This is a genomic window from Tissierellales bacterium, from assembly GCA_035301805.1.
Lineage (GTDB): Bacteria > Bacillota > Clostridia > Tissierellales > DATGTQ01 > DATGTQ01.
This window is the reverse complement of sequence record DATGTQ010000079.1, coordinates 1-23,155: the sequence shown is the minus strand read 5'-3', so window position 1 is coordinate 23,155 and position 23,155 is coordinate 1. Positions and strand designations below refer to the sequence as shown.

Annotated in this window: 28 protein-coding genes; all 28 read right to left on the bottom strand. The window is 28.8% G+C overall.

All coding sequences use genetic code 11. The features are described 5' to 3' along the window. Positions 1-54: 54 nt before the first annotated feature. Positions 55-1,380: a pyrimidine-nucleoside phosphorylase gene (locus VK071_03475; protein HLR34373.1), complete on the bottom strand. Its 1,326-nt coding sequence runs from the start codon at positions 1,378-1,380 to the stop codon at positions 55-57. A 16-nt stretch (positions 1,381-1,396) separates the two neighbouring features. Next, positions 1,397-2,215 (bottom strand): purine-nucleoside phosphorylase, encoded by an 819-nt coding sequence (locus tag VK071_03470; protein HLR34372.1) that lies wholly within the window; start codon positions 2,213-2,215, stop codon positions 1,397-1,399. 37 nt (positions 2,216-2,252) lie between these two features. Beyond that, positions 2,253-3,119, bottom strand: a complete 867-nt coding sequence (locus tag VK071_03465) for a tyrosine recombinase (GenBank protein ID HLR34371.1) — start codon at positions 3,117-3,119, stop codon at positions 2,253-2,255. 88 nt (positions 3,120-3,207) lie between these two features. Continuing rightward, complete coding sequence (spoIIM, locus tag VK071_03460) at positions 3,208-3,843, bottom strand: stage II sporulation protein M (protein HLR34370.1); 636 nt, start codon at positions 3,841-3,843, stop codon at positions 3,208-3,210. Between the two features lie 82 nt (positions 3,844-3,925). Continuing rightward, on the bottom strand, positions 3,926-4,465 hold the full coding sequence (locus VK071_03455) for an NUDIX hydrolase (GenBank protein ID HLR34369.1): 540 nt from the start codon (positions 4,463-4,465) through the stop codon (positions 3,926-3,928). Between the two features lies 1 nt (position 4,466). Beyond that, complete coding sequence (locus tag VK071_03450) at positions 4,467-5,492, bottom strand: DUF3866 family protein (GenBank protein HLR34368.1); 1,026 nt, start codon at positions 5,490-5,492, stop codon at positions 4,467-4,469. A gap of 72 nt (positions 5,493-5,564) precedes the next feature. Then, entirely contained in the window at positions 5,565-6,389 is an 825-nt protein-coding gene (locus VK071_03445; GenBank protein ID HLR34367.1) for a phospho-N-acetylmuramoyl-pentapeptide-transferase, read from the bottom strand. A 4-nt stretch (positions 6,390-6,393) separates the two neighbouring features. Beyond that, complete coding sequence (locus tag VK071_03440; GenBank protein ID HLR34366.1) at positions 6,394-7,074, bottom strand: glycosyltransferase family 2 protein; 681 nt, start codon at positions 7,072-7,074, stop codon at positions 6,394-6,396. Between the two features lie 17 nt (positions 7,075-7,091). Then, positions 7,092-7,976: a copper transporter gene (locus tag VK071_03435; protein HLR34365.1), complete on the bottom strand. Its 885-nt coding sequence runs from the start codon at positions 7,974-7,976 to the stop codon at positions 7,092-7,094. Positions 7,977-7,987: 11 nt separating this feature from the next. Next, positions 7,988-9,109 (bottom strand): putative cytokinetic ring protein SteA, encoded by a 1,122-nt coding sequence (steA, locus tag VK071_03430; GenBank protein ID HLR34364.1) that lies wholly within the window; start codon positions 9,107-9,109, stop codon positions 7,988-7,990. 175 nt (positions 9,110-9,284) lie between these two features. Continuing rightward, entirely contained in the window at positions 9,285-10,091 is an 807-nt protein-coding gene (gene spo0A, locus VK071_03425) for a sporulation transcription factor Spo0A (GenBank protein ID HLR34363.1), read from the bottom strand. Positions 10,092-10,226: 135 nt separating this feature from the next. Further along, positions 10,227-11,540: a SpoIVB peptidase gene (gene spoIVB, locus VK071_03420; protein HLR34362.1), complete on the bottom strand. Its 1,314-nt coding sequence runs from the start codon at positions 11,538-11,540 to the stop codon at positions 10,227-10,229. 170 nt (positions 11,541-11,710) lie between these two features. Beyond that, positions 11,711-13,408, bottom strand: coding sequence for a DNA repair protein RecN (gene recN / locus VK071_03415; protein HLR34361.1), 1,698 nt, complete (start codon positions 13,406-13,408; stop codon positions 11,711-11,713). 15 nt (positions 13,409-13,423) lie between these two features. Next, positions 13,424-13,876 carry an arginine repressor gene (gene argR / locus VK071_03410; GenBank protein ID HLR34360.1) on the bottom strand — a complete coding sequence of 151 codons (453 nt, stop codon included), beginning with the start codon at positions 13,874-13,876 and terminating at the stop codon, positions 13,424-13,426. A gap of 33 nt (positions 13,877-13,909) precedes the next feature. Next, positions 13,910-14,716: a TlyA family RNA methyltransferase gene (locus VK071_03405; protein ID HLR34359.1), complete on the bottom strand. Its 807-nt coding sequence runs from the start codon at positions 14,714-14,716 to the stop codon at positions 13,910-13,912. A 27-nt stretch (positions 14,717-14,743) separates the two neighbouring features. Beyond that, complete coding sequence (locus tag VK071_03400) at positions 14,744-15,328, bottom strand: hypothetical protein (protein HLR34358.1); 585 nt, start codon at positions 15,326-15,328, stop codon at positions 14,744-14,746. Positions 15,329-15,977: 649 nt separating this feature from the next. After that, complete coding sequence (locus VK071_03395) at positions 15,978-16,847, bottom strand: farnesyl diphosphate synthase (protein ID HLR34357.1); 870 nt, start codon at positions 16,845-16,847, stop codon at positions 15,978-15,980. A gap of 4 nt (positions 16,848-16,851) precedes the next feature. Beyond that, on the bottom strand, positions 16,852-17,085 hold the full coding sequence (gene xseB, locus VK071_03390; GenBank protein ID HLR34356.1) for an exodeoxyribonuclease VII small subunit: 234 nt from the start codon (positions 17,083-17,085) through the stop codon (positions 16,852-16,854). Further along, positions 17,082-18,299, bottom strand: coding sequence for an exodeoxyribonuclease VII large subunit (gene xseA / locus VK071_03385; GenBank protein ID HLR34355.1), 1,218 nt, complete (start codon positions 18,297-18,299; stop codon positions 17,082-17,084). Before xseA ends, xseB begins: the two co-directional genes overlap by 4 nt. A 14-nt stretch (positions 18,300-18,313) precedes the next feature. Next, positions 18,314-19,267: a hypothetical protein gene (locus VK071_03380; protein ID HLR34354.1), complete on the bottom strand. Its 954-nt coding sequence runs from the start codon at positions 19,265-19,267 to the stop codon at positions 18,314-18,316. Continuing rightward, complete coding sequence (gene nusB / locus VK071_03375; GenBank protein ID HLR34353.1) at positions 19,264-19,671, bottom strand: transcription antitermination factor NusB; 408 nt, start codon at positions 19,669-19,671, stop codon at positions 19,264-19,266. Before nusB ends, VK071_03380 begins: the two co-directional genes overlap by 4 nt. A gap of 35 nt (positions 19,672-19,706) precedes the next feature. Then, positions 19,707-19,943: a DUF2273 domain-containing protein gene (locus tag VK071_03370; protein HLR34352.1), complete on the bottom strand. Its 237-nt coding sequence runs from the start codon at positions 19,941-19,943 to the stop codon at positions 19,707-19,709. A gap of 19 nt (positions 19,944-19,962) precedes the next feature. Beyond that, the gene (gene amaP, locus VK071_03365; GenBank protein ID HLR34351.1) at positions 19,963-20,511 is read right to left on the bottom strand and encodes an alkaline shock response membrane anchor protein AmaP; all 549 of its coding nucleotides are present in this window, start codon (positions 20,509-20,511) and stop codon (positions 19,963-19,965) included. Positions 20,512-20,573: 62 nt separating this feature from the next. Next, positions 20,574-20,969 (bottom strand): Asp23/Gls24 family envelope stress response protein, encoded by a 396-nt coding sequence (locus tag VK071_03360; protein ID HLR34350.1) that lies wholly within the window; start codon positions 20,967-20,969, stop codon positions 20,574-20,576. Between the two features lie 83 nt (positions 20,970-21,052). Further along, the gene (locus tag VK071_03355; GenBank protein HLR34349.1) at positions 21,053-21,748 is read right to left on the bottom strand and encodes a SpoIIIAH-like family protein; all 696 of its coding nucleotides are present in this window, start codon (positions 21,746-21,748) and stop codon (positions 21,053-21,055) included. Between the two features lie 13 nt (positions 21,749-21,761). Next, on the bottom strand, positions 21,762-22,343 hold the full coding sequence (locus VK071_03350) for a sporulation stage III protein AG (protein ID HLR34348.1): 582 nt from the start codon (positions 22,341-22,343) through the stop codon (positions 21,762-21,764). 1 nt (position 22,344) lies between these two features. Then, complete coding sequence (gene spoIIIAF, locus VK071_03345) at positions 22,345-22,980, bottom strand: stage III sporulation protein AF (protein ID HLR34347.1); 636 nt, start codon at positions 22,978-22,980, stop codon at positions 22,345-22,347. A gap of 8 nt (positions 22,981-22,988) precedes the next feature. Further along, positions 22,989-23,153, bottom strand: a complete 165-nt coding sequence (locus tag VK071_03340; protein ID HLR34346.1) for a hypothetical protein — start codon at positions 23,151-23,153, stop codon at positions 22,989-22,991. Between the last annotated feature and the right edge of the window lie 2 nt (positions 23,154-23,155).

The window sequence follows — 23,155 nt, the reverse complement described above, 5'->3', positions numbered from 1 at the left end:
AGTTATTCAACAACAGGATAGAAGTGTTATTTTATTAAGATTAAAAAGGCTTTATTAATAAAGCCTTTTTCCCTTCCTTGTTACTTCTCCATATATTAATTTTTTAGCAATTTTATTTTTTTCGCCTATCTCTATTATCTTTTTTAATTCTTTTTCAACGGCTTTTGCCTTATCCATATTATTACTATGGACAATTGCCAATACGTCTCCTTTACGTACTTTATCATCTACTCTTTTCTTCAATTCAATACCTACTGCTAGATCAATATCACTATCCTTAACTTCTCTTCCAGCACCTAATAGTAAAGCTAATTGCCCTATCTTTTCCGCATCTATTGATTTTACAAAACCATCCTTTGAACTTTTAACCTCAATAATATGTTGAGCCTCTGGAAGTAAATCCATATTTTCTATAGATCTAATATCTCCTTGTTGTATCTTAACCATTTCTAAAAATTTCTCATAGGCCTTACCATTACTAATTACTTCTTCTAACATCTTTTTTCCTTCATCTAAAGTAGAAGTTTTTTGGGCTAGTATTAATAATCGAGCTCCAAGTTCGATACATAATTTATGAAAATCTGAAGGCCCTTTTCCTTTTAAGGTATTAACAGCTTCCTTAACCTCTAGTGCATTACCTACAGCAAAACCTATAGGTTCATCCATATTAGTAAGTACAGCAATAGTTTCTTTTCCAAAACCATCTCCTATACTGACCATTTCTTCCGCTAATAATAAAGCACTTTCTATATCTTTCATAAAAGCACCTTTACCAACTTTCACATCTAATAAAATGGCATCTGGTGAAATTGCTAACTTTTTACTCATAATACTACTTGCAATAAGAGAAATGTTTTCCACTGTAGCTGTTACATCCCTAAGAGCATATAATTTCTTATCTGCTGGCGTAATATTTCCACTTTGACTACAGATAGCTAAACCATTTTCTTTTGCTATTGTTCTAAACTCTTCTTCAGCCAATTCTACTTTGAAATTCTTTATAGATTCTAATTTATCTAGAGTTCCGCCGGTATGACCAAGACCCCTACCAGACATTTTTACAAAAGGTACATCACAAGCAGCAACCATCGGTGCCAATGCTATAGTAGTTTTATCACCTACACCACCTGTACTATGCTTGTCAACCTTTATGCCATCAATCATAGACAAATCTACTGTATCCCCTGAATCAATCATGGCCTTAGTTAAATCTAAGGTTTCTTTTTCATTCATTTTATTAAAATAAATTGCCATTAACAGGGCTGATACCTGATAATCAGGTATTTTATTATGGGTATATCCTTCAACAAAATATTTTATCTCTTCCTCATTTAATTCTAATCCATCCCTTTTTTTCTTAATAATGTCGTACATATTCATAGCTACAACACCTCAATTATATTCTTTTAATAATTTCTTTTACTAATAGTTCAAATTTATCTTTGACTTTTTTAGAAGTTTCTATAACCTCATTATGATCTAAGCTTTTATCTAATATACCTGCAGCCATATTAGTTATACATGAAATACCTAGAACTTTCATGCTACCATGATTTGCCACTATTACCTCTGGTACTGTAGACATACCTACAGCATCAGCCCCTAATACTGTAGCCATTTTTATTTCAGCAGGTGTCTCATAAGTTGGCCCTGAAAACCACATATATACACCTTCTTTTAAATCTAAATTTATATTATTACCAACTTCTTTAGCTATATCTATTAACTCTTTATCATAGGCCATACTCATATCTAAAAAACGTGGTCCTAATTCATCATAATTTTTTCCCATTAAAGGATTGATTCCTGAAAAATTAATATGATCCCTTATTATCATTAAATCGCCAGATTCAAAATTTTTATTAGAACCTCCAGCTGCATTAGTAACTATTAATTTTTCTATCCCTATCCCTTTCATAACTCTAATAGGGAAAGTAACATCTTCTATTGAATAGCCTTCATAATAATGAAATCTGCCTTGCATAGCTAGAACATTTTTTCCACTTAGTTCTCCAATAACAAGTCGTCCCTTATGACCTTCAACAGTTGAAACAGGAAAGTTAGGTATCTCATTATAATCAATAATGACTGGATTTATTATATCATCTGCTAAAGTTCCTAAGCCAGAACCTAAAACTATACCTATACTTGGTTTTACTTCACTTTTATTTAATATATATTTTGCGCTTTCTTCGATTTTTTTTAAAAAAGTCATATTTTTATACCTCCTATGTTCTTGGATGAGTTTTATTCTAAGTATCCTTTAAATTTATATTATCCACCGTAGTGAAATAATAATTAGTTGTTGAAACATTTGAATGTCCCAATATTTCCTGAACAGCTTTTACATTTGCTCCATTTTGTAATAAATGGACAGCAAAGGAATGCCTCAATTTTTGGGGAGTTATGTTTTTATTAATATTAGACTTTTTGGTATAAAACTTTACAATTTTCCAAAAACCTTGTCTTGTTAACCTTTTGCCCCGATAATTTAAAAATAAAGCATTTTCATTTTCATTTTTTAAAACCTTTTCTCTATAATTATTTATATATGGTTTTAAAGAACTAAGAGAAGCTTTCCCTATTGGAACTGCCCTTTCTTTAAGTTCAGATTCTCTAATAACTATGTAACCTATATCTAAGTTCACATCATCTGCATCCAGTGAAATAAGTTCAGATACTCTTACCCCTGTTCCATATAATAATTCTAACATAGCCTTGTCCCTTATACTTTTAAAATCCTCTCCCTTTGGCATTGATAAAAATAGTTCAACTTCCTCGGTAGTTAAAATATCAGGATGTTTCTTCTCCTGTTGAGGTGCTTGTAAATTAAAAGTTGGGTCCTCTTTAATAATTTTTTTATATAATAGATACTGGTAAAAACATCTTAAAGATGATATAATTCGACTAACTGTAGAAATAGCTTTATTTTCTTTTTGTAAAAACATTAAGTATGTTATAATTTGAGTTTTATTCACTTCTATTAATTTAACTGAATGATTACTATCTAAGTATTCTTTAAATTGAAATATATCCCTTTTATAGGCCTCTAAAGTATTATCTGCTAATCCCTTAGTTTCCTTAAGATATAAAATATAAGCTTCTATTAATTCTTCCATACAAACGGCCCCTTTATAACTTTCTACTACTTTTATATATTAATATACTTTGATATACTTTTTAAAAAACTTTTAAACAAATCTGATTTTAGGAAAAATAATCAGTAAGTAATTTTATAAATATAGGTGTAATATAAGCCTCAACTAAACTACCTAAAAATACTACAATAGAAAAAGTTAAAATTGTAATTGAATAATTTATAATGTCTTGAAAAGTATTTTCTTTATTCCTTCTAGTTTTACCACCTCTTATTTGTTTTAAAGAAAGTATTAAGCCTGTAGATGAAACAAATATAATACCAGGTATTATGAATATATTTTGTGGTAATATTGCAAGTAAGGAGAAAAGAAAACCCTTTATCCCAAATTCATTTACTAAAAAACCAACTGTAAAACCCAAAGCAAACCCTCTTAACAATACTATCATAGGTATAATAGGTATACCTATGATAAGGATTCCAGTTATCCATATTACAAAAATGGTTTTAAAATTATCTAAAACTGATTGTTTTAGAATTTGCAAATTATTATAATCTTTATTATCTAAACTCTTAAAAAAAGAATTAAAAAAGTTTAATATTTCACTTTTTTGTTCTGCATTTAACACTTTAATAGTTATTGAACCAATTACTATTCCTGCAATCAGAAATACTATTATAGTAAAATAAATTATAAAATTATCTTGAAAGTTCCTTCGAAATAAATTTTTAATTTTGTATTGCAAAAATTTATCCTCCCTTCACATAATATACAAGCTCTATATGAAAATCTTATGCTTGAAAAGAGAATAATATCACTAAGTAATTTTATTTACTTTCAAGATGCTCCATAGCCATATATATACCTATCATTGTTTTACTGTCTAAGATTTCTCCTTTTTTAATCATATTGGCTAACTTATCTATTTTTACTTTAGTTATTTCTATATACTCATCATCAGCAGGTTCTAATACATCCATAGATAAATCCATAGCTAAAAACAAATACATTTTCTCATTAGAAAAGCCAGGTGATGTATAAAACTCAGTTATATATTCTAATTTTTTAGCTTTAATTCCTGTTTCCTCTTTTAACTCCCTTATAGCTGTCTCTTTTGGTTCTTCATTAACTTCTAACTTTCCAGCTGGAATCTCCAATAAGTTGCTTTCTACTGCTTTCCTATATTGTCTTACTAAAATAATTTCATTGTCTTCTGTTATAGGAACTATAGCTACTGAACCAGGGTGCTCCACTATTTCTCTTTTAGAATATTTTTTATCTGGTAGTTCTACAGTATCTATTCTTAAGTTTAACATTTTACCCTTATATACATTTTCTGTCTTCATAGTTTTTTCTTCAAAATCCATCTCAACGTTCATTCCCTTCATTTAAAATTTGAACTGCTTTTTGACCAACAGCACCTAAAGTTAAAAAATATTCCTTGTCATCATGGAAGCCTCTACCCATAGTTGTTACTTTCATATTATAGGTTTTTAAAGCCTTTTCAATATTTTCACCTTTTTCATAGGTTAAATTATGTTTCTTATTAATATTATTTTCAGTAATTTGTCTTTTTAATATATTTAATTTATCCTCTTCAATAATTGGGAAAATAACATTAGCTGATGTTTTACAAACCTCACTTAATACTGTAATGGTATGGTGACTAATACCCCTATGTCTCTTTCTTTTATCACCAAAACTTATTCTAGGTACAGCCATTGGTAAACCTCCCAATGTATTAATACTGTCAATTATAGAACCTTGTTCTATTCCACTAAATCCATACTTTGTACCTGTACCTACTATTCCTGGCCCCATAGTAATAATGGTTACATCACTATTTAAAATTTCTTTTGCTGCAATTAATCCATTGTAAATATTTGTACACTCTAGATCACCACCAAAAGCATGACCAATAGTTATAGTTTTATTAATTATTCTTTTTTCCTTTAATTCTTCCACTGTACGACTAAAACTTATTGGTAATGCTCCTGCATCGGTCATAATATAATTTAGATTAATTGTTGGATCCAGCCACTTAATCATACAAGCAATAGGTGCAAGCATACTATGTAAGGTACCTACTATAAATATTGAGCCTTCTAAATTTTTAAAGTTTAAAAATTCTTCATGATAAGGACTATCTTCTTCTTCGGATGTTAAACATTTAATTTGTAATGGCGTATATCTTAATTTCATAATATGACCTTTACCCTCTGCTTTCTTGCTCTCATTACAATAATTATAAATAACATAATGATATCCGCCAGTACCTAAGGAAAGCTCTACAGCAGTTGTATTTACTATAACTATATCACCAACTTTTATTTTTCCTGTCAACTTTCTATAATTAACAGCTTTTTCTATATTATCATCAATCTCTAATTTTATCCAATCTACATCATTTTTTTCTATAACTTCAATTACAATTCCTTTCTTATAACTTATCAGTGAAATTACCTCCTATCTACCAATATTATCAATATATTTTAGTATCTTATTATTTTCTATTACTTCAGAAAAGGATATTTTTTCAGCAAGAATTTGCAGCATTATTAAAACAATTAAATATATAATTTTTATCTTTAAACCATGGCTTAGGACACAATATATGCCTAAAGTCAAACCTAAACTATTAGAACCTACATCGCCCATCATAGCTTTAGCTTTTATATCTACAGGTAAGTATCTCGTTAAAATACCATAAAAAGAAAAAATAATAAAATCAAAATAATGTGTTTTATCATTAGTCCCAAATAAAATAATAGATAGAAGTATAAAAACTTTTGAAGCTCTTCCAGGTCTTAAATCAAAGAGATTAATAAAGTTTATAAATAATGCTATTAATAATATATTTACTAATAAATCTAGAACATTATGAGAGACTAGGGCAGAAAATATTAATGCAGCTAAAAAGCCTACTCCAGCCTTAAGTCCTCCCGTAGTAAGTCTCCCTTTAAAAAAGGCAGAAATATGTCCTTTAAATCCTTTAATCGTTGTATCTCCAACTATATCATCAAATATTCCAACAAAACCTATCAATATAAACCCAACTAAATAGGCCATAATAACGCTTACATGATGTTCCTTAATTATAGAAAAAAGACTCACGGTCATAGTTTGAACAATAATAAATAGTATACCTAAACTTATAGGTATCTCTTCCTTTTTATAATTTAAAGCAGCACAATTACTATCTATAAGCATATTTAAGAAAAAAGGCATAGCTATAGTAGATAATATAAGACTTATTAAATAACTTCCTATATTTATTTTTAATAGTTCCATATATTCACCTTCTAATCCCTAACTTTATTAAAGTCCAAAGTATGTTTAAAAATTGCTTGCCTCTATGATAAAATCCTTTAATATCTCTTTCAGTTTCATCATGGGTCATATTTACATCTACCTCTTTAATACTATACCCTTTTCTCAATGTTTCTACTGTCATAGCTACTTCTATACCAAAAGTATCAGGTATATTGTTTATATCCTCTATTACCTCTCTTTTATAAACTCTCTGCCCAGATAAACCTGAATTGATCTCAGTTCCAGTATAATATTTAATACCATTTTTTGCAAGTTTTTTTACAAAACCAAATCCCCCTTTCTTTTTAGCAGGTGGGAACTTTGCAATAGTTACATCAACTTCACCATTAACAACTGGATCAATAAGTTTTTCTATTTCATAACTGCTTTTCCCCAAATCTCCATCAACTAAGGCTAAATATTCATATTCTAGATTTTTAATAGCTGATTTTATAGCATAACCTTTACCTGAGTTTTTCTCTAATTTTATAATGTTTACCCCTAATTGTTTAATAATATTATAAGTCTTGTCTGTAGATCCATCATCTACTACAATAATATTATCAATGGCATTTATTAACTTTAGCCCTTCAATTGTATCACTAATTTTATTTTCTTCATTATAAACCGGTACTACCGCAACAATTTTATCTTTTCTTTCCATAACTTTCTCTCCTTGTCCTATTCTGAAATATTACTGTCTAAATTAGGTAATAATTCTTCAGCACCAGGCTTTACTCCATAATTTCCAGGTCTGCCTTCCATAGATAATATTAATGCAGTCTTACCAATTGTGCTATCTACATTATCAACTGTAGATATACGGTAATCTTTGTATCCTTCAGTATAAGAATAATTTACCTTTTCCTTTTCTATTCCAATAATAGGAACCTCTAGTCCTTTTGCTACTTCTATAATATTTTTATCAATCTGGGAGATATTGTTTGACTCCTTACTTTCCGTTCCACCAGCAATAATTACAAAATCTATAGGTATATCATAATTTCCAACAAAATTTACAGCATCATTTTCTCTAAGCTTTTGCATCAATTCATTCTTTTCCCCTTTAATAATTCCTTCTGTTAAATTAATTACTCCACCTTCAATTAAATTATCTTTAATACTTTCACTCTCTGGTAAAGAATTGTTAATCTTTTCTAATAGTTCCTCGCTTAAATACCTATCTTTAATTGTGGTTATACTAGCTACATTTGCTCCAGCTAATTCTAAAGTTTTACCTATACCAGAGTATACATAATCATCATTTGTTTCTACAATGGCTACATTAATATTCTTTAACCTATCTTTAATTACAGATGAATAAATAGTCTCTATATAATCATTATATTTGTTGTTCTCCTTTTCTAACTCACTAACTTCTTCTTTTAAATCTTTATTTTCATCGTTTAAATAATCGAACTTTTCTTCTATTTTTGTAACAATATCATCTTTTTGCTCAATTAATAAATTATGAGCATCTAAAGTAAAACCTATATATATACCTATTCCTAGAGCTAAAAAAATTGCTGCAATAGTAACTACATAATATTTTATATTCGGACTCAAAATATCACTCCTTATAACCCAAACATTATTCTTAATCTAATTTTTATTAACTTCAAAAACTCCTGCATAGGTGGATACATTAAAGTTATAACCAAAATAGGAATTAAAGCCGCTAAACATAATCCTAATACATATTTTAATTTAAAATGTGCTTTATAAAGTTGATTTACACCTTTTGCATCAATTAATTTAGAGCCTACTTTCAATCTAACCAAAAATGTGCTTGCCATTCCTTTTCTGCCTTTTTCTAGAAAATCAATCATATTACTATGAGTACCTACAGCAACAATTAAATCTGCATTATTAGAAAAGGCAAGAAGTAATGCAATATCTTCACTAGTTCCTGGTGCTGGAAATACTACTGGTTCAATTCCTAGGCTTTTCACCCTATCAAGACCGGGAGCTTCCCCATTTGGATAAGCGTGGACAACTATTTCCTTTGTAGCTTTTAAACACTTATCACTAACACTATCCATATCACCAATAACTATATCAGGAGTATATCCAATTTCCAATAAGGCATCCCCTCCACCATCTACCCCTATCATTATAGGATCAACTTCGCTTATATAAGATTGAATTGCAGCTAAATCTCTCTTGAATCCCTTCCCTCTTACAACGACTAAAACATGTTTACCTTTTATTTTAGTCTTTATATTTGGCACATCAACCTTTCCTGTAACAAGACCTTTCTCCTTTTTTGCATATTCAAGGGTATTTTCTATAAATTTATCTAATTCTCTTTCTAAGTTTTCGTAGCCCTTATTAAGTAAGTTTTCAATTTTTTCTTTATCTAATAGTTGACAACTTCCTAATACTTCGTCACCACAAAACATTTTCCCATTTTCAATTTCTATTACTTCCCCTTCTTCTATATGGTGAAAAATCTCACTATCAGATACTTCATAAATAGGAATACCTGATTCTAAAAGGATTATAGGTCCTTGATTTGGGTATTTTCCACTAATAGTTGGCTCAGTATTAATTATTGCCTTTACTTTTTTTTCTACAAGGGAGGTGGCTGCAATTTCGTCTAAATCCTTATGGGCTATTAATGCAATATCACCAAGTTTCAATCGCTTTGTTAAATTTTTAGTTACCTTATCTTTTTTTACAACACCTTTAATGAACATAATATTCCTCCGATTTTTCTAGTTATACAATTCATCTTTTATAGCATTAAATAATTATTATAATCTCCCTAGTTTATTATAGCATAATATTTGTTCATGTTAAATTAAAGATTAGGAATTAAATATAGAAAACCTCATAAGTAAGAACTACTTACGAGGTCCTGATGCTACTAAATCAGTACTGTAATATTTCCTGTTCTAATCTGAGTTTGTCTGCCACCATGGCTATAAACTCGCTATTAGTAGGCTTACCTTTATCTGTATGAACAGTATATCCAAAGATATTATTTATAGTATCTATTTTACCTCTGCTCCAAGCAACTTCTATTGCATGTCTTATAGCTCTTTCAACCCTACTTGGAGTAGTACCATATTTCTTTGCAATATTTGGATATAGTTCTTTAGTAACAGCTCCTAATAGTTCAACATCGTCTATAACCAGAGATATTGCTTCTCTTAAATACTGATATCCTTTAATATGGGCAGGAACTCCTATTTCATGTATAATATTAGTTATTTTTGCCTCAACACTTACTTGATTTTCACCATTATTTATGGATTTTTTAGGAATATTAATATAATTTCGTTTTATTGGTTCTTCTTTGGCATTACCTGCTATTTCCCTTAGCCTTTTTATAAAAATATCAAAATCAAATGGTTTAACTACATAGTAATCTGCTCCCAATTTAATAGCTTTTTGAGTTATTTTATCTTGTCCTACTGCAGACAATACAATTACTTTAGGATATTTTTTAATCACCATGCTATTTAGCCTTTCTAATACTTCTAAACCATCTAAATGAGGCATTATAATATCTAATATTAAAACGTCCGGTTCCGCCTTAGGCATTTCTTCTAATGCTTCCAGCCCATCTTTTACTACCCCGATTACTTTAAAATCTTCATGCATGGATAAGTATTCGCATAAAATATCGGTAAAATCTTTGTTGTCATCCGCAATCAATACTGTTGTTTTTTCCAAAAAAATTACCCCCTGTTTAATATTTAATAATTACTCTCATTTATTCCTTTCGACAACGAAACCTTATTTCCTTTAATTCTACCATAATAGTTCCTTTTTTCTATTTTTTAATTTAATAGAAAAAGATAGGTAAATCTACCTATCTTCTTCTACATTACCAATTTTTTCACCCTTCCCCATACTTAACTGTTCCAACATCCACTCTATATAAAGACCATAACCTTTTGTAGGATCATTTACAAAGACATGGGTTACGGCTCCAATTATTTTATCATCTTGAATAATAGGACTACCACTCATTCCCTGTACTATGCCACCGGTTTTATTTAAAAGTTTTTCATCTGTTATCTTAATCACCATACTTTTAGATTCAGGTGAAAATTGCTGCTGCTTTTTTAAAATTTCTATTTCATATTTTTGAATTTTGTTATCATTTATTGTAGTTAATATATAAGCCTTACCTTCCTTTACTTCATCTCTAAATCCTATTGGTAAGGCTTCTGCTCTATTATTTTTTATAAATTCATCATTTAATTTTCCGTAAATACCAAAATTAGTATTCTCTTTTATATCTCCTACTGTATTTTCCGTCTCATAAAAGATTCCTTTTATTTCGCCAGGTTCCCCTTTTTTTCCCTGTTCAATATTTGCAATTTTAGCATCCATTATTTTACCATTTCTAACATTTAATAATTTTCCAGTATCAATATCTGTAATACCATGGCCTAAAGCTCCAAAGTTTTTGCTTTTTTCATCATAAAAAGTTAAGGTACCAATACCTGCAGTTTTATCTCTAACCCAAATTCCTAGTCTATAGCAGTTATCTTGAAGGCTTTGTACTGGCGTCACACTAGTTACAAAATTAGCTCCATTTCTTTCAATAGTTATTTTTATACTACTATCTTTTAAATCATTTAATAATTGAACTACATGTTCCGCATTTTTTACTTTCTCACCATTAATATCTATAATACTATCTCCTGCTTTAATTCCTGCAGTTCTTGCTGGATTATAGTTCTTTCCATCTATACCTATTATATCAGTAACAGCAACTACCAATACACCTTTTGTATTAAGGCTTACACCAATAGAATTACCTCCAAGAATCAGTTCCTGTCTATCTACTACATTAACATCTACATTTTTAACTGGAATAAAACCTAGTATATTTAAATTAAATTTTGCATTTCCTTCTTGATTAGCCACAATATTGTAAGACCTTTTTAGTTTAGACCTATTATTTAAGTTAAAGGTTGTTTCTAAAATTTTATTTTCTTTACCCCGATTTTTTAATCTAAAAGGAAATAATAATTCTAACTCTTTATCTTCCCCTTTAACTATTCTAATTTCTTTAGGACAATAAAAAATGCTAGCAATTTGTATCATATAAAAAAAAGCTATAATCAAAAAAAATATAGAAAATATTTTTCTATTTTTAAATTTCCTCAATAATAATCACACTCCCAATTGTCCCTTATGAAATATTCACCTCCCTAAAATATTGTTGCACATATAATTTGGCCTTATTTTATATTATTTATTCTCTAAAAATATTTATCAATTTACTAAGTATAATGTTTTTTTCCAAATAAATAAAAGCATCCTTTTTTAGGATGCTTTTATTTATTTTTAAATTTTTTTGACATTTTTAGCATTTCCTCTGCATGAAGCTTAGTAGTATTAGTTAAATCTACACCACCTAATAATCTAGACATTTCATTAATTCTTTCTTCATAACTTAATTTATTTACATTTGTTATAGTTTTACCTTCTTTAATAGTTTTATTAATAGAAAAATGTGTATCTGCCAAAGCAGCAATTTGTGGCAAATGAGAAATACAAATAATTTGACGTTTTTTTGAAATTTTGTTTATCTTTTCACCAACTATCTGTGCAGTTCTGCCACTTATTCCTGTATCTATTTCATCGAATATTAGACAGGGAACATTATCATAATCAGCTAAGATAGTCTTGAAAGCGAGCATTATCCTAGAAATTTCTCCCCCAGAAACAATTCTAGATAAAGGTTTTAATTCTTCACCTAAGTTAGTAGAAATTAAAAACTCAATTTTATCATAACCTTCTTTTGTAAAATAATCTTTTTTTTCAAAATTAACCTTTAAAACTACTTTTTGCATATTTAATTGACCTAATTCTTTTGAAATAGCTTCTTCTAATTTTTGACTAATTATTTTTCTCTCTCTTGATAAAATTTTGCAACTATCATTTAATTCTTTTTCTAACTCAGCTATTTGAATTTTAAGTTCTTGTATTTCATTATCATTATCTATTAATAAATTTAACCTTTCCCTTATTTTATTTTCATATTTAAAAATATCCTCTATAGTATTTCCATACTTTTTCTTCAATGTATTGATAATATCCATTCTATCCTCTAAATAAATCATTTTCTCTTCATCAAAGTTAATGCTTTCTATATATTGCATTAAGGTAATAGATACCTCTTGTAATTCATAGCTGAAATTTTCCAATGAATCACTAATTTCTTTTAGCTTTTTATCATATGTTTCTATATTATTCATTAAGGTGATACTATTGTTTAATTCATCTAAAACTGAAGAACGATTATAGTCATTTGAATTTAGAATATCTATTACTTCTCCAGCTGTAGAAGTAATTTCCTTTGTATTAGACATTTTTTTAAATTCATTTTCTACTTCTTTTTCCTCTTCAATAGATAAATTAGCACTATTTATTTCCTCTAGCTGGTATTTAAGTAAATCAATTTCTCTATCTCTTTCTATAGTATCCATAGATAAATTATTTACTTTCTTTTTTAACTCCATTAATTTTATGTATTTTTTTGATATATTTTCTTTTATTTTGTTAAAATTAGCATCACCAAAAGTATCCACTATTTTTATATGATTTTCAATATTCAATAATGATTGGTGTTGGTGTTGTCCATGAATGTCTATTAGATTTTCCGTAATTTTATTAAGCATAGATAAAGTAACAGTCCTACCATTTACCCTTGAAACACTTCTTCCCGTAGAAAAAATTTCCCTAGATAAAATTAAATAATTATCTTCCCCTAGGTCTATACCATATTCAATTAATCCTTGCCTAATTTCCATTGGTTTTTCCAAATAAAAAACACCTTCAATAACTGCTTTATGACTACCCGTTCTAATTAAATCCTTACTAGCTCTTTCCCCTAAAATTAGGCTTATGGCCTCAACAATAATAGATTTACCAGCACCAGTTTCACCAGTCAAAATATTGAAACCTTTAGTAAAATTAATATTTAAATTTTCTAATATTGCAAAATCTTTAATATTCAACTCAACAAGCATATGATACCTCCTTGGCTAATTGAGTAAAGTTTTTAACTTTTCAATAACCTTGTCCACATTATTGATATCATCTACAGCAACAAATAATGTATCATGGCCAGCAATAGTTCCAACTATACCTTTTAGCTCAAAACTATCTATGGCTAATCCACAAATCTGTGCTGCACCAGGTAAAGTACTAATAACTATAATATGTCCAGCTACCTCAAAATTAATTATAGAACTTTTAAGGACTTTCATCAATCTTTCTTTACTACTTTCCCTATTGTCCTCAATAGCTGAATATTTATAACGTCCATTATTGGTAATAACTTTTACTAAACCAAGTTCCTTGATATCCCTTGATATAGTAGCCTGAGTTATAGATATACCTATTTCCTCCAGATTCTCAGATAATTCTTCTTGAGTTTCTATTTCTTTATTATCTATTAATTCTAATATCTTTCTTTGTCTCGTATATTTTCTCATTTTTTCCTCCTTAATAAAAGAAATAACAAAAAATTATAATCTTTTATGAGCATTTTCAATTATTTCTTTTATTTGAAGCTCACTTAAAGTTACATCTAGATTAGTCTCTTTTACTAAATGAGCTAAAAATTCTATATTACCTGTAGCACCAGTAATTGGAGAATAAGTAAGGTTATCTAATTGTAAATTATTCTTACTACAAACATTCAATATTTTTTTTATTACTTCAAAATGGACTCCTTTGTCTTTAACTAAACCTTTTTTACCTACCTTTTCCCTACCAGCTTCAAATTGTGGCTTAATTAAAGCTACTATTTCCCCTTCTTTTTTTAACAAACTTTCAGCTACTGGCAATACTAACTTTAAGGATATAAAAGAAACATCAATAGAGATAAAATCAACTCTCTCTCCTATATCATCTTCTTTTACATATCTAATATTAGTCCGTTCTTTGACAACTACCCTATTATCATTACGTAATTTCCAATCTAGCTGTCCATATCCTACATCTATTGCATAAACTTTTTTTATTCCTTCTTTTAACATACAATCAGTAAACCCACCAGTTGATGCCCCAATATCTATAGCCGTTTTCCCCCTAAGTTCTATATTAAAACTATTTATAGCCTTTTCTAGTTTTAATCCTCCCCGACCAACGTAAGGAATTGGGTCCTTTTTTACAATTATTTTACTATCTATATCTATTTTTTCACCAGGCTTATCTATTCTATTTTCCCCAACAAAAACTACTCCTTCCATTATAACTCGTTTAGCCTTTTCTCTAGTACTATAAAAGCCTTTTTCAACTAATAGTACATCTATTCTTTTTTTCTTGTCCATAATATCTCTCCTGAAAACATAATCGTTTTAATCATTCTTTTTTTTGATATCTGGTAGTATATTTATATTAAACTTTGTTTCTAAGGTTTCAAAAAATTTTGCCACTCTAAAAATTATTTTTTCAGAATAAAAAATAGCAATTTCTTTTCCCAAAGCCTTTCCACCAACTGTTAAAGATGCAACTAATGCTGTAATAATAATACTTAACAATGTGCCATCTTTTATACTATATATATTTATTAATTTATATATAATGTTTGCCCCTACACCACCACTAATAATACCACTTATATCTCCAATTACATCATTACAAAAATTTGAAACTTGTCCAGCGTTTCTAATTAATTTTATAGCCTGTTTAGCTCCATCGACTCCATTAGCAGCCATTGAATGAAAAGGTTTTTCACTAGAAACCGTAACTGCTATTCCTATTATATCAAAAAATATTCCAATAAAAACTATAATTATAAGTATTAAAAATCCAAATAATATATCTAAATTAATCAACAATTTTTCAGTAATAAAGCTAAATAAAATTGCCATTAAAAAAGTCCAAAATGAAATTGATAATATCCATTTGATGTTATATGAGACCTTTTCTTTCCTTGCCATTTAATATATAACCTCCAAAAAAATTAATATAAAAAGCTGATAGCCTTATTATTATGCTATCAGCCTAATGAGTGGTGGTATGTTAGGTAAATCTTACGGCTTAAGGTCTAGCAGGATTTCCCAAATAAGAACTGTATGTCGCCATTACAGCGGTTTCCCTTTAATCTTATCCCTATTATGTCGCCATAAATAGAACTAGATTACCACTTAGTCCGCACTGTAATCCCTAATATACCTCCATATTTAGAACAGTCTAGGAGTTTTCCTCTACAGCCAGTTTATTCCCTAGCCTCTTTTGCAAAATAGGTTTCGACAATTATTATCATCTGCCTATTTCACTCAAGGCAGGCTACACTGAAAGCATGTTTTATTGCTTTTCAGGTTTATCTTATTATAAAATTTATAATAAGTCTCCACGAAGGTAGGGTCAACGCCCACATGCCATTGTGGATCGCCCCATCCTTCTTACTCCCTGTTATAGCCCCCAACTGGGCGTCGCAAGCTATAACAAGAAACTTCATCGATGTGCCCTTTGACGGATTTTTAGCCCCGCCTTCAAGAATAGCTGTGCTGACTAGAATACTGTACCACTCAGACTCAACAATATTATAACATAATAATTCTATGATTTCAATATGAAGAAAAACTGCTAATATTCTCGATTAATTAAATACCTTGCAAAGCTTTCTAAAAACCTTGTATCATGGCCTTTTAAATCTTCCAGTATCTTTATAGCCTTTAGACTTAATTCTCTTACCTTTTTTTCTGCTTCATTTTTTTTATAAAAGGATATATAAGTTGTTTTATTAGCTATTTTATCCTCTTCTAAATCTAATATATCATCTCTTATTTGGTAACCTAGACCAATAGCCAAACCAAATTCCCCTAAGCTTTTTATTTCCTTTTCATTACCTTTACCTATTATCCCCCCAGCAATAGCAGATGCCTTTATTAATGCCGCCGTTTTATTTTCATACATACAATGCAAAGTATCTATATTAATATTTTCATTTTCTGACTCTATATCTATTACTTGTCCTCCTATCATTCCATTTATACCAGCAGATTTTGCTATTACATCAAGGGCATATATATATCTTTCAAAATCTTCTTTAGAATTAGAATTTTTTATTATATAATTTATTGTTGATTCATATGCTAAATTTAACAATCCATCACCAGCTAAAATAGCCATTCCTTCGCCATATACTCTATGATTTGTCTTCTTTCCTCGTCTATAATCATCATTATCCATTGGAGGCAAATCATCATGTACAAGTGAATAAGTATGTATCATCTCCATTGCTAAAGCAAAAGGAATTGCATCTTTATAATCCCCTGTTAAAGCTTCACAACTTTTTAATAAAAGTACGGGACGTAATCTTTTGCCTCCAGTAAATAAACTATACTCCATAGATTCAATTACTGTTTTTTGGTAACCATTCTTGTTAATAAATAATTTATTCAATTCTTCATCTACTATATTTCCATAGGCCTCTAATTCTTGTTTTAAATCCATAACTTTAGCCTCCAGTTGAAAAATCCTCTTCTAATATATTATTTTCATCATCTTTTACCAATACCTTTATTTTATCATCAACTTTGTCTAAAATACTATTACAATATTTATATAATTCTATGCCTTCTTTAAAGTTATCTAAGGCTTCGTCTAAAGTAAGTTCTCCACCTTCCAACTTGCTAACTATCTTTTCCATCTTCTTAGTTGCCTCTTCATAGGACATATTTTCTAAACTCACTTTATAAACTCTCCTTCCTTAATATTTTCCACTTTTGCACTTATAATACCATCTTTTAAAATAATATTAACAAAATCGCCAGTTTTTATATCATAAATAGACTTTATTACCTTATCTTTATTATTTGTTCCTATACTGTACCCTCTTTCTAAGGACGATAAAGGACTTAATAAATTAAGTTTATTACCTATCTGCTTTAAATTGTTCTTATGAGTTTCAATTTGTATATTCATATTATAATTAAGTTCTTTGAATAAATAGTCTAGGGCTTGTCTGCTTTCATTTAATTTAGACATTGGATTATTATGTTCTAAGTCCTTTTTTAAGATAGTTAAGTAATTTTGTTTAAAATCTTTTATGTTTAGAAACTCGTGTAATAATTTATCATATATATTATCTACGTTCTCCTTTAAATTCTCCACCTTAGGGACTGCTAGTTCTGCAGCTGCCGATGGCGTAGGAGCCCTTAAATCACTAACAAAGTCTGCAATTGTGAAATCAGTCTCATGTCCCACAGCCGATATAACAGGAGTTTTCATGTTAAATATAGTTCTTGCCACTTCTTCATCATTAAATGCAAAAAGCTCTTCTATTGAACCACCACCTCGGCCAGTAATAATAAGATCTATATCCTCTCTATTATCTAAATATTTTAACCCTTCACAAATAGATTTTGGTGCTTCTTTACCTTGAACTAATGAAGGATATATAATTATATTTATTCCTGGGTTTCTTCTTCTAAGTACAGTTATAATATCTTTTATAGCCGCTCCAGTTAAAGATGTTACTACTCCTATAGTTTTTGGATAAAAAGGGATTTCCTTTTTTTCATCATCATTGAACATACCTTCGTTATTAAGTTTTTTCTTTAATTTTTCATATGCTATATATAGATCCCCTAATCCACTTTTTTTGATGCTTTTCACATATAATTGATAGTTACCATTTCTCTCATAAATAGAGACATACCCTGATACTATAACCTTCATGCCATCTTTTAGATCTAAATCTAAACATTTACTATTGTTTTTAAATAGTACACATTTTAGTCTTCCCTTTTCATCTTTTAGAGAAAAATACCTATGTCCGCTATAATGGTGGTTATAATTAGAAATCTCTCCTTCTACACTAACATTAGATAAAATAAAATCACTAGCAAATACTCTTTTAATATATTGATTTAGTTCACTAACTTTTAAAGGTTTTTCCTTCATTTTTTCACCTCCTATTAGTGTCCATCCTTGATTGTACCTAAGTAAGCTACCCCGACCCCGTTATCAGTACATAATTTATTATTAGTTAAAAATACATTAATACCTTTTTTTCTTAAATTACCCAAAAGATATTCCTTTATAATAGAATTAGATGCTACACCACCTATAAGAACAATAGTATTAATATTAGTTTTCTTGCATGTTCCTAATATAAGCTTTTCCAGCATTAAACCAATAGTGTAGAACATGGTTTTTATAATTTGTTCCTCACCATATTTCTCATGTTGTATTAAATTAATAAAAAAGTTTTCCATACCTGAAAAATTAGCCCAAGTACCTTTAGTCTTAATTGGATATTTTAAAGGGATAATAGAGCTATTCTTAGAAATTTCATCTAGCTTTTTCCCACAAGGAAACCTATATCCTAATTGTACCCCTATTCTATCTATTAATTGTCCAACACTTATATCTAAAGAACCACCAATAATGTCAATTTTAAAATTTTTTTCTTTATTATTAACTAATAAAACTTCCGTAGTACCACCAGAAAGATGGAAAGCTAAAAATTTGTCTTTATATATTAAATCATTACTCATCATTGCAGCTCCAATATGTCCTTCTTGATGGCTAAACTCTTTATAATGTAAGTTTAACATTTTAGCAATAATATATGCCTGTCCTTTTCCCACGACAAAAACAGGCATATATGAGTTCTTCGCATTTCTAGGTTTTGCACTGACAGAGACAGTATCTAATTTTTCAACATCTATATTTTCTGTTAAATCACCTATTATATCAGGTATATTATTCAAATGTTGAAAAACTGCATCCTGCTGTCTTAAACCTTTTTTTCTTGATTCAACTTTTAATACTTTTCTATTATCAAAAATAATATTTCTATCCTTATCTACAACGGCTATAGAAGTTGTATATGCACTTGTATCTATTCCCAAATAATATTTTTTCATTTCTTCATATCCTTACGCACAAAGCTCCCTAAGATACCATTAATGAATTTAGAGGACTCATCCGTGCTAAATTTTTTAGCAATTTCAATTGCTTCGTTTATAGAAACCTCTACAGGAATATCTTTTCTATATAGTAATTCATAAATTGAAATTCTTAAAATTGCTAAATCTATTTTAGCTAAACGATGTAAACGCCATCCCTTTATATAGTTTTCAATTTCTAAATCTATTTCTTCTAAATTGTTAAGAATAATATCTACAGCATGATTTATATATTCTATTTCATCTTTTTGAAAGTCATTTAGTTCTATGTATAGATCTGCAACTTCAGTTGTATAATTGTTATTCATATCCATCTGATATAATAGTTTCATAGTTTCTTCTCTAGCTAATTTTCTACCCATAGTACACTCCTTATTTTATAGAAAATAAATATTATTTAGTTACCTCTATTATGAGGCATTACCTTCTTTAAAATGTCGTTAAAGCTTTCCCTATCATCTGATATTTTGCCAATATAATAGCCCAGCCAAGTACAAATTCCAATAAATAAGGTTCTAAAAAAACCTATAATTAAAATAAAAATTCCTATAATTAAACCAATTATTGCCCCGATTGTTCTACCTTTTTTATCTCCTAAGCCCTGAAAAATTTTTAAGACTTTCTCTTTAATCACTTTCTAACACCTCTATTAATTATTTGACATTTCTTAATGGTGTTGTAACATCAGTTATTTGTACTTTTACATCATTTACCTTAGCACCAGTACAAGTTTCAACATGTTCTTTTATCTTACTTTGTAACTCTAAGGAAGTATTTGGAATATTTATCTCTGGAACTACTTCTCCTGTAATATATATTGATAAAATTCCTTCTTCAATTCTAACTCCAGTCCTAATATTACTAATACCAGAGAATTTATTGGATACACTTTCTACTAATCCTACAATAGTCTGAGAAGATACCTTTACCTCGCCATGGTCAGTATGCTTAATAAGATAACTATCTTTTTCCCTTATATTGTTAACTTTCAAAGCCAAAGTTAAAAATCTTATACTTACAATAAAAAAAGCAAGTCCAACAACTGAGTATATATAATTACCTTCCATAGTCCTTATATAATATAATATATTGTCTTCTGACAAGAAATTAATATTATTAAAAGGTAGCAAAATAAGCAATATAGAAATAACTGCCGAACAAATTGCAAACAATACTAATAATATTCTATCAAAAATGTTCATAGATTCTTATTACCTCCCAAAAATATTTAATTTTACCCTCTGTCAGGCAGAGGGTAAAATTTTTATTTAACTCTTGATTCCTCTTCAAGAACCGGTTCCTTAGGAATATTAACTCCTTGGACATGAACATTTGCTTCTATTACCTTTAAGCCGGTCATAGTTTCCACAGTCTCTTTTACATTTTCTTGAACTAAGGTAGCCACCTCTGTTATATTAGAACCATATTCTACAACAACATAAATATCAATGGCACTTTCCTTTTCTCCTACCTCTACTTTCACACCTTTAGAAAGGTTTTTCATACCTAACATTTCAGTTATTCCACCAGTAATTCCACCACTCATGCCTGCAACTCCATCTACTTCTGTTGCCGCAAGTCCTGCTATTATAGCAACAACTTCATTTGCTATTTTAATTGAACCATATTCAACACTTTTTCCCTTGTTTATATCTTCCATAATAATTATCCTCCTTCGTATTCATATGTACCCCAAACTCCTAGAATTATTATACCAAAGGCTTAGATCTTTTACAAACATTTCTAATCCTTTTTCATCACCTTTACCTGATTAGTATCTAGTTCTGTTTCACTTCTAACAATCTCTAAAATCTTAACAACATCTTGTTCAGTTAACTCATTGGTAGATACTACTATTCTAGCCTCCTCTTCTTTTAAAAATACTAGCACATCATCAAAACCCTTTGCTTTTATTAGTCCTTCAATATGAAGTTCCTTTTCTGACACATTACCTAATCTTATTATCTCCTTTTGGGCCTCTTTTCTTACCTCATTATCAGTTTTATCATTATTTACCACCTCGTTTAGCTTATCTATTAAATTGGCTCTTAATTTATCCCTAGATAGTCTGTGCTCAATAAAATAATTTTGTGAACCTAAACTACTTTTTCCACTTATTGTAGCTTCAATATTTGAATCTGCTTTTTCTGTTAAACTGGATACATTTTCATCTCCTTTTGAATCCACTACTTCTAATTGACTCTTTTTATCTTTTCCCTTTTCTTTTTCTTTTTTCTTCTCATCACCTTCTGACAATGTTTCTACTAATTCTTTCTCATCTGGATCTAATTTATTAGCCATTTCTGTTTCTTCATGATTTTGATAATCATTTGAAGCTTTTAATAAAGATTGTTGAGTAAGTTTATGGTTTATATAGCCAGTTAAAACTAACAACAATGTCAATACAATAATTATAGCAGGTTTTTTAATAGTAAACATAATATACCCCCTTTTAATTACTTGAATATATCTCAACTTTATTGCCAGGAATATCTAGCACCGTTTTTACAGCATGATATAATTTTTCTTGAACTTGTAAATCCTCTGCTCCATCTGCAACAACTATTACCCCCTTGACTTCAGGTTTAATTTCTTTAAGTACAATTAACGTACCTTCACCACCTTTAGTAACAACTTGAGATGTGGAGTCTTCTCGTAAAACTTCTCTGCTTCCTCCTTGAGAATCTTCTTCATTAGATGTTTCTTGGTTTTTAGTTGTATTAGTCGCTGGTACTTTTTCAGCTGTATCCTCAAGAGTTATCATCACATTGACTTCTCCTACGTTACTTATTTGACCTAATATATATTCAAGTTTTTTCTCTAGCATTTCAGCATAATCTTCTGTTTTAAATTCTAAATCATCATCAGGTAAATTATTTTTAATAAAGGGGTCCTTCTTATCTTTATTATCAAATAAAATACTAGATATGATTAGAAGTAATGCCCCTACTAATAATACTATTAGTAAACTTCTCATAAATTTCTTACTATTTTTTTCTTCTAAGAATAATTTAAACTTAGTGATCAAATTCATTTTAATCACCTTCCAATTGTTTATTTAAAAAAACTTCAATATTTTCTTTAGATATATCATAATTTTTTGAAATTATTTTTTTTATCTTTCCATCATCTTTGAAATCATTTTCAGATACTTTATTCTTTTTATCATCACTAATCTTTACTTCATTTATTTTTATTGAATTATCTTCTACTTTTTCAGATTCAATTTTCTCATTAGGATTAATAGTCAAGGCTATTCCAACTAACTCACCATAATTCGAGTCATCTGCATTATCTATAATAGTCAGATTAATATCAGTAATTTCATACCCTGTTTCCAATTTCACAGTTTCCTTAATCTTTTCTTCTAAATTTTCTTCATATAATTTAATCATTTGTTGATTATGTGAATTTAAAAAACTCTCATCCTCGTCATAATTCCAGCTTATGTTCTCTTTATATTTTTTCAAAAAATTCTGTTCCAAATTAATATTTCCCGATAAAATTTTTACAAAAGGATTAATAACTACAAATATTATTAAAAATCCAACTATGACATCTATATATTTTTTCATACTATTACTAGGTAACATCATCTGCAATGCAGTTATAAAAATAAACATTATAACTATATCAATTACCCAGCTCCTTAAAAAGCTTACTATTTCCATTTTTTCACCTACCTTAACATAAGAGTTGCATTTCCTGCTTCTATTATTATAGATATAGTTATAAAGAACATTGTTGCAACGGCTAATATACTAACTAATATTAACAATAAAGACTTACTTACCTCTTCAAAAAAACTAACTACATTTTTATCTGCTATTGGTTCAATAACCACCA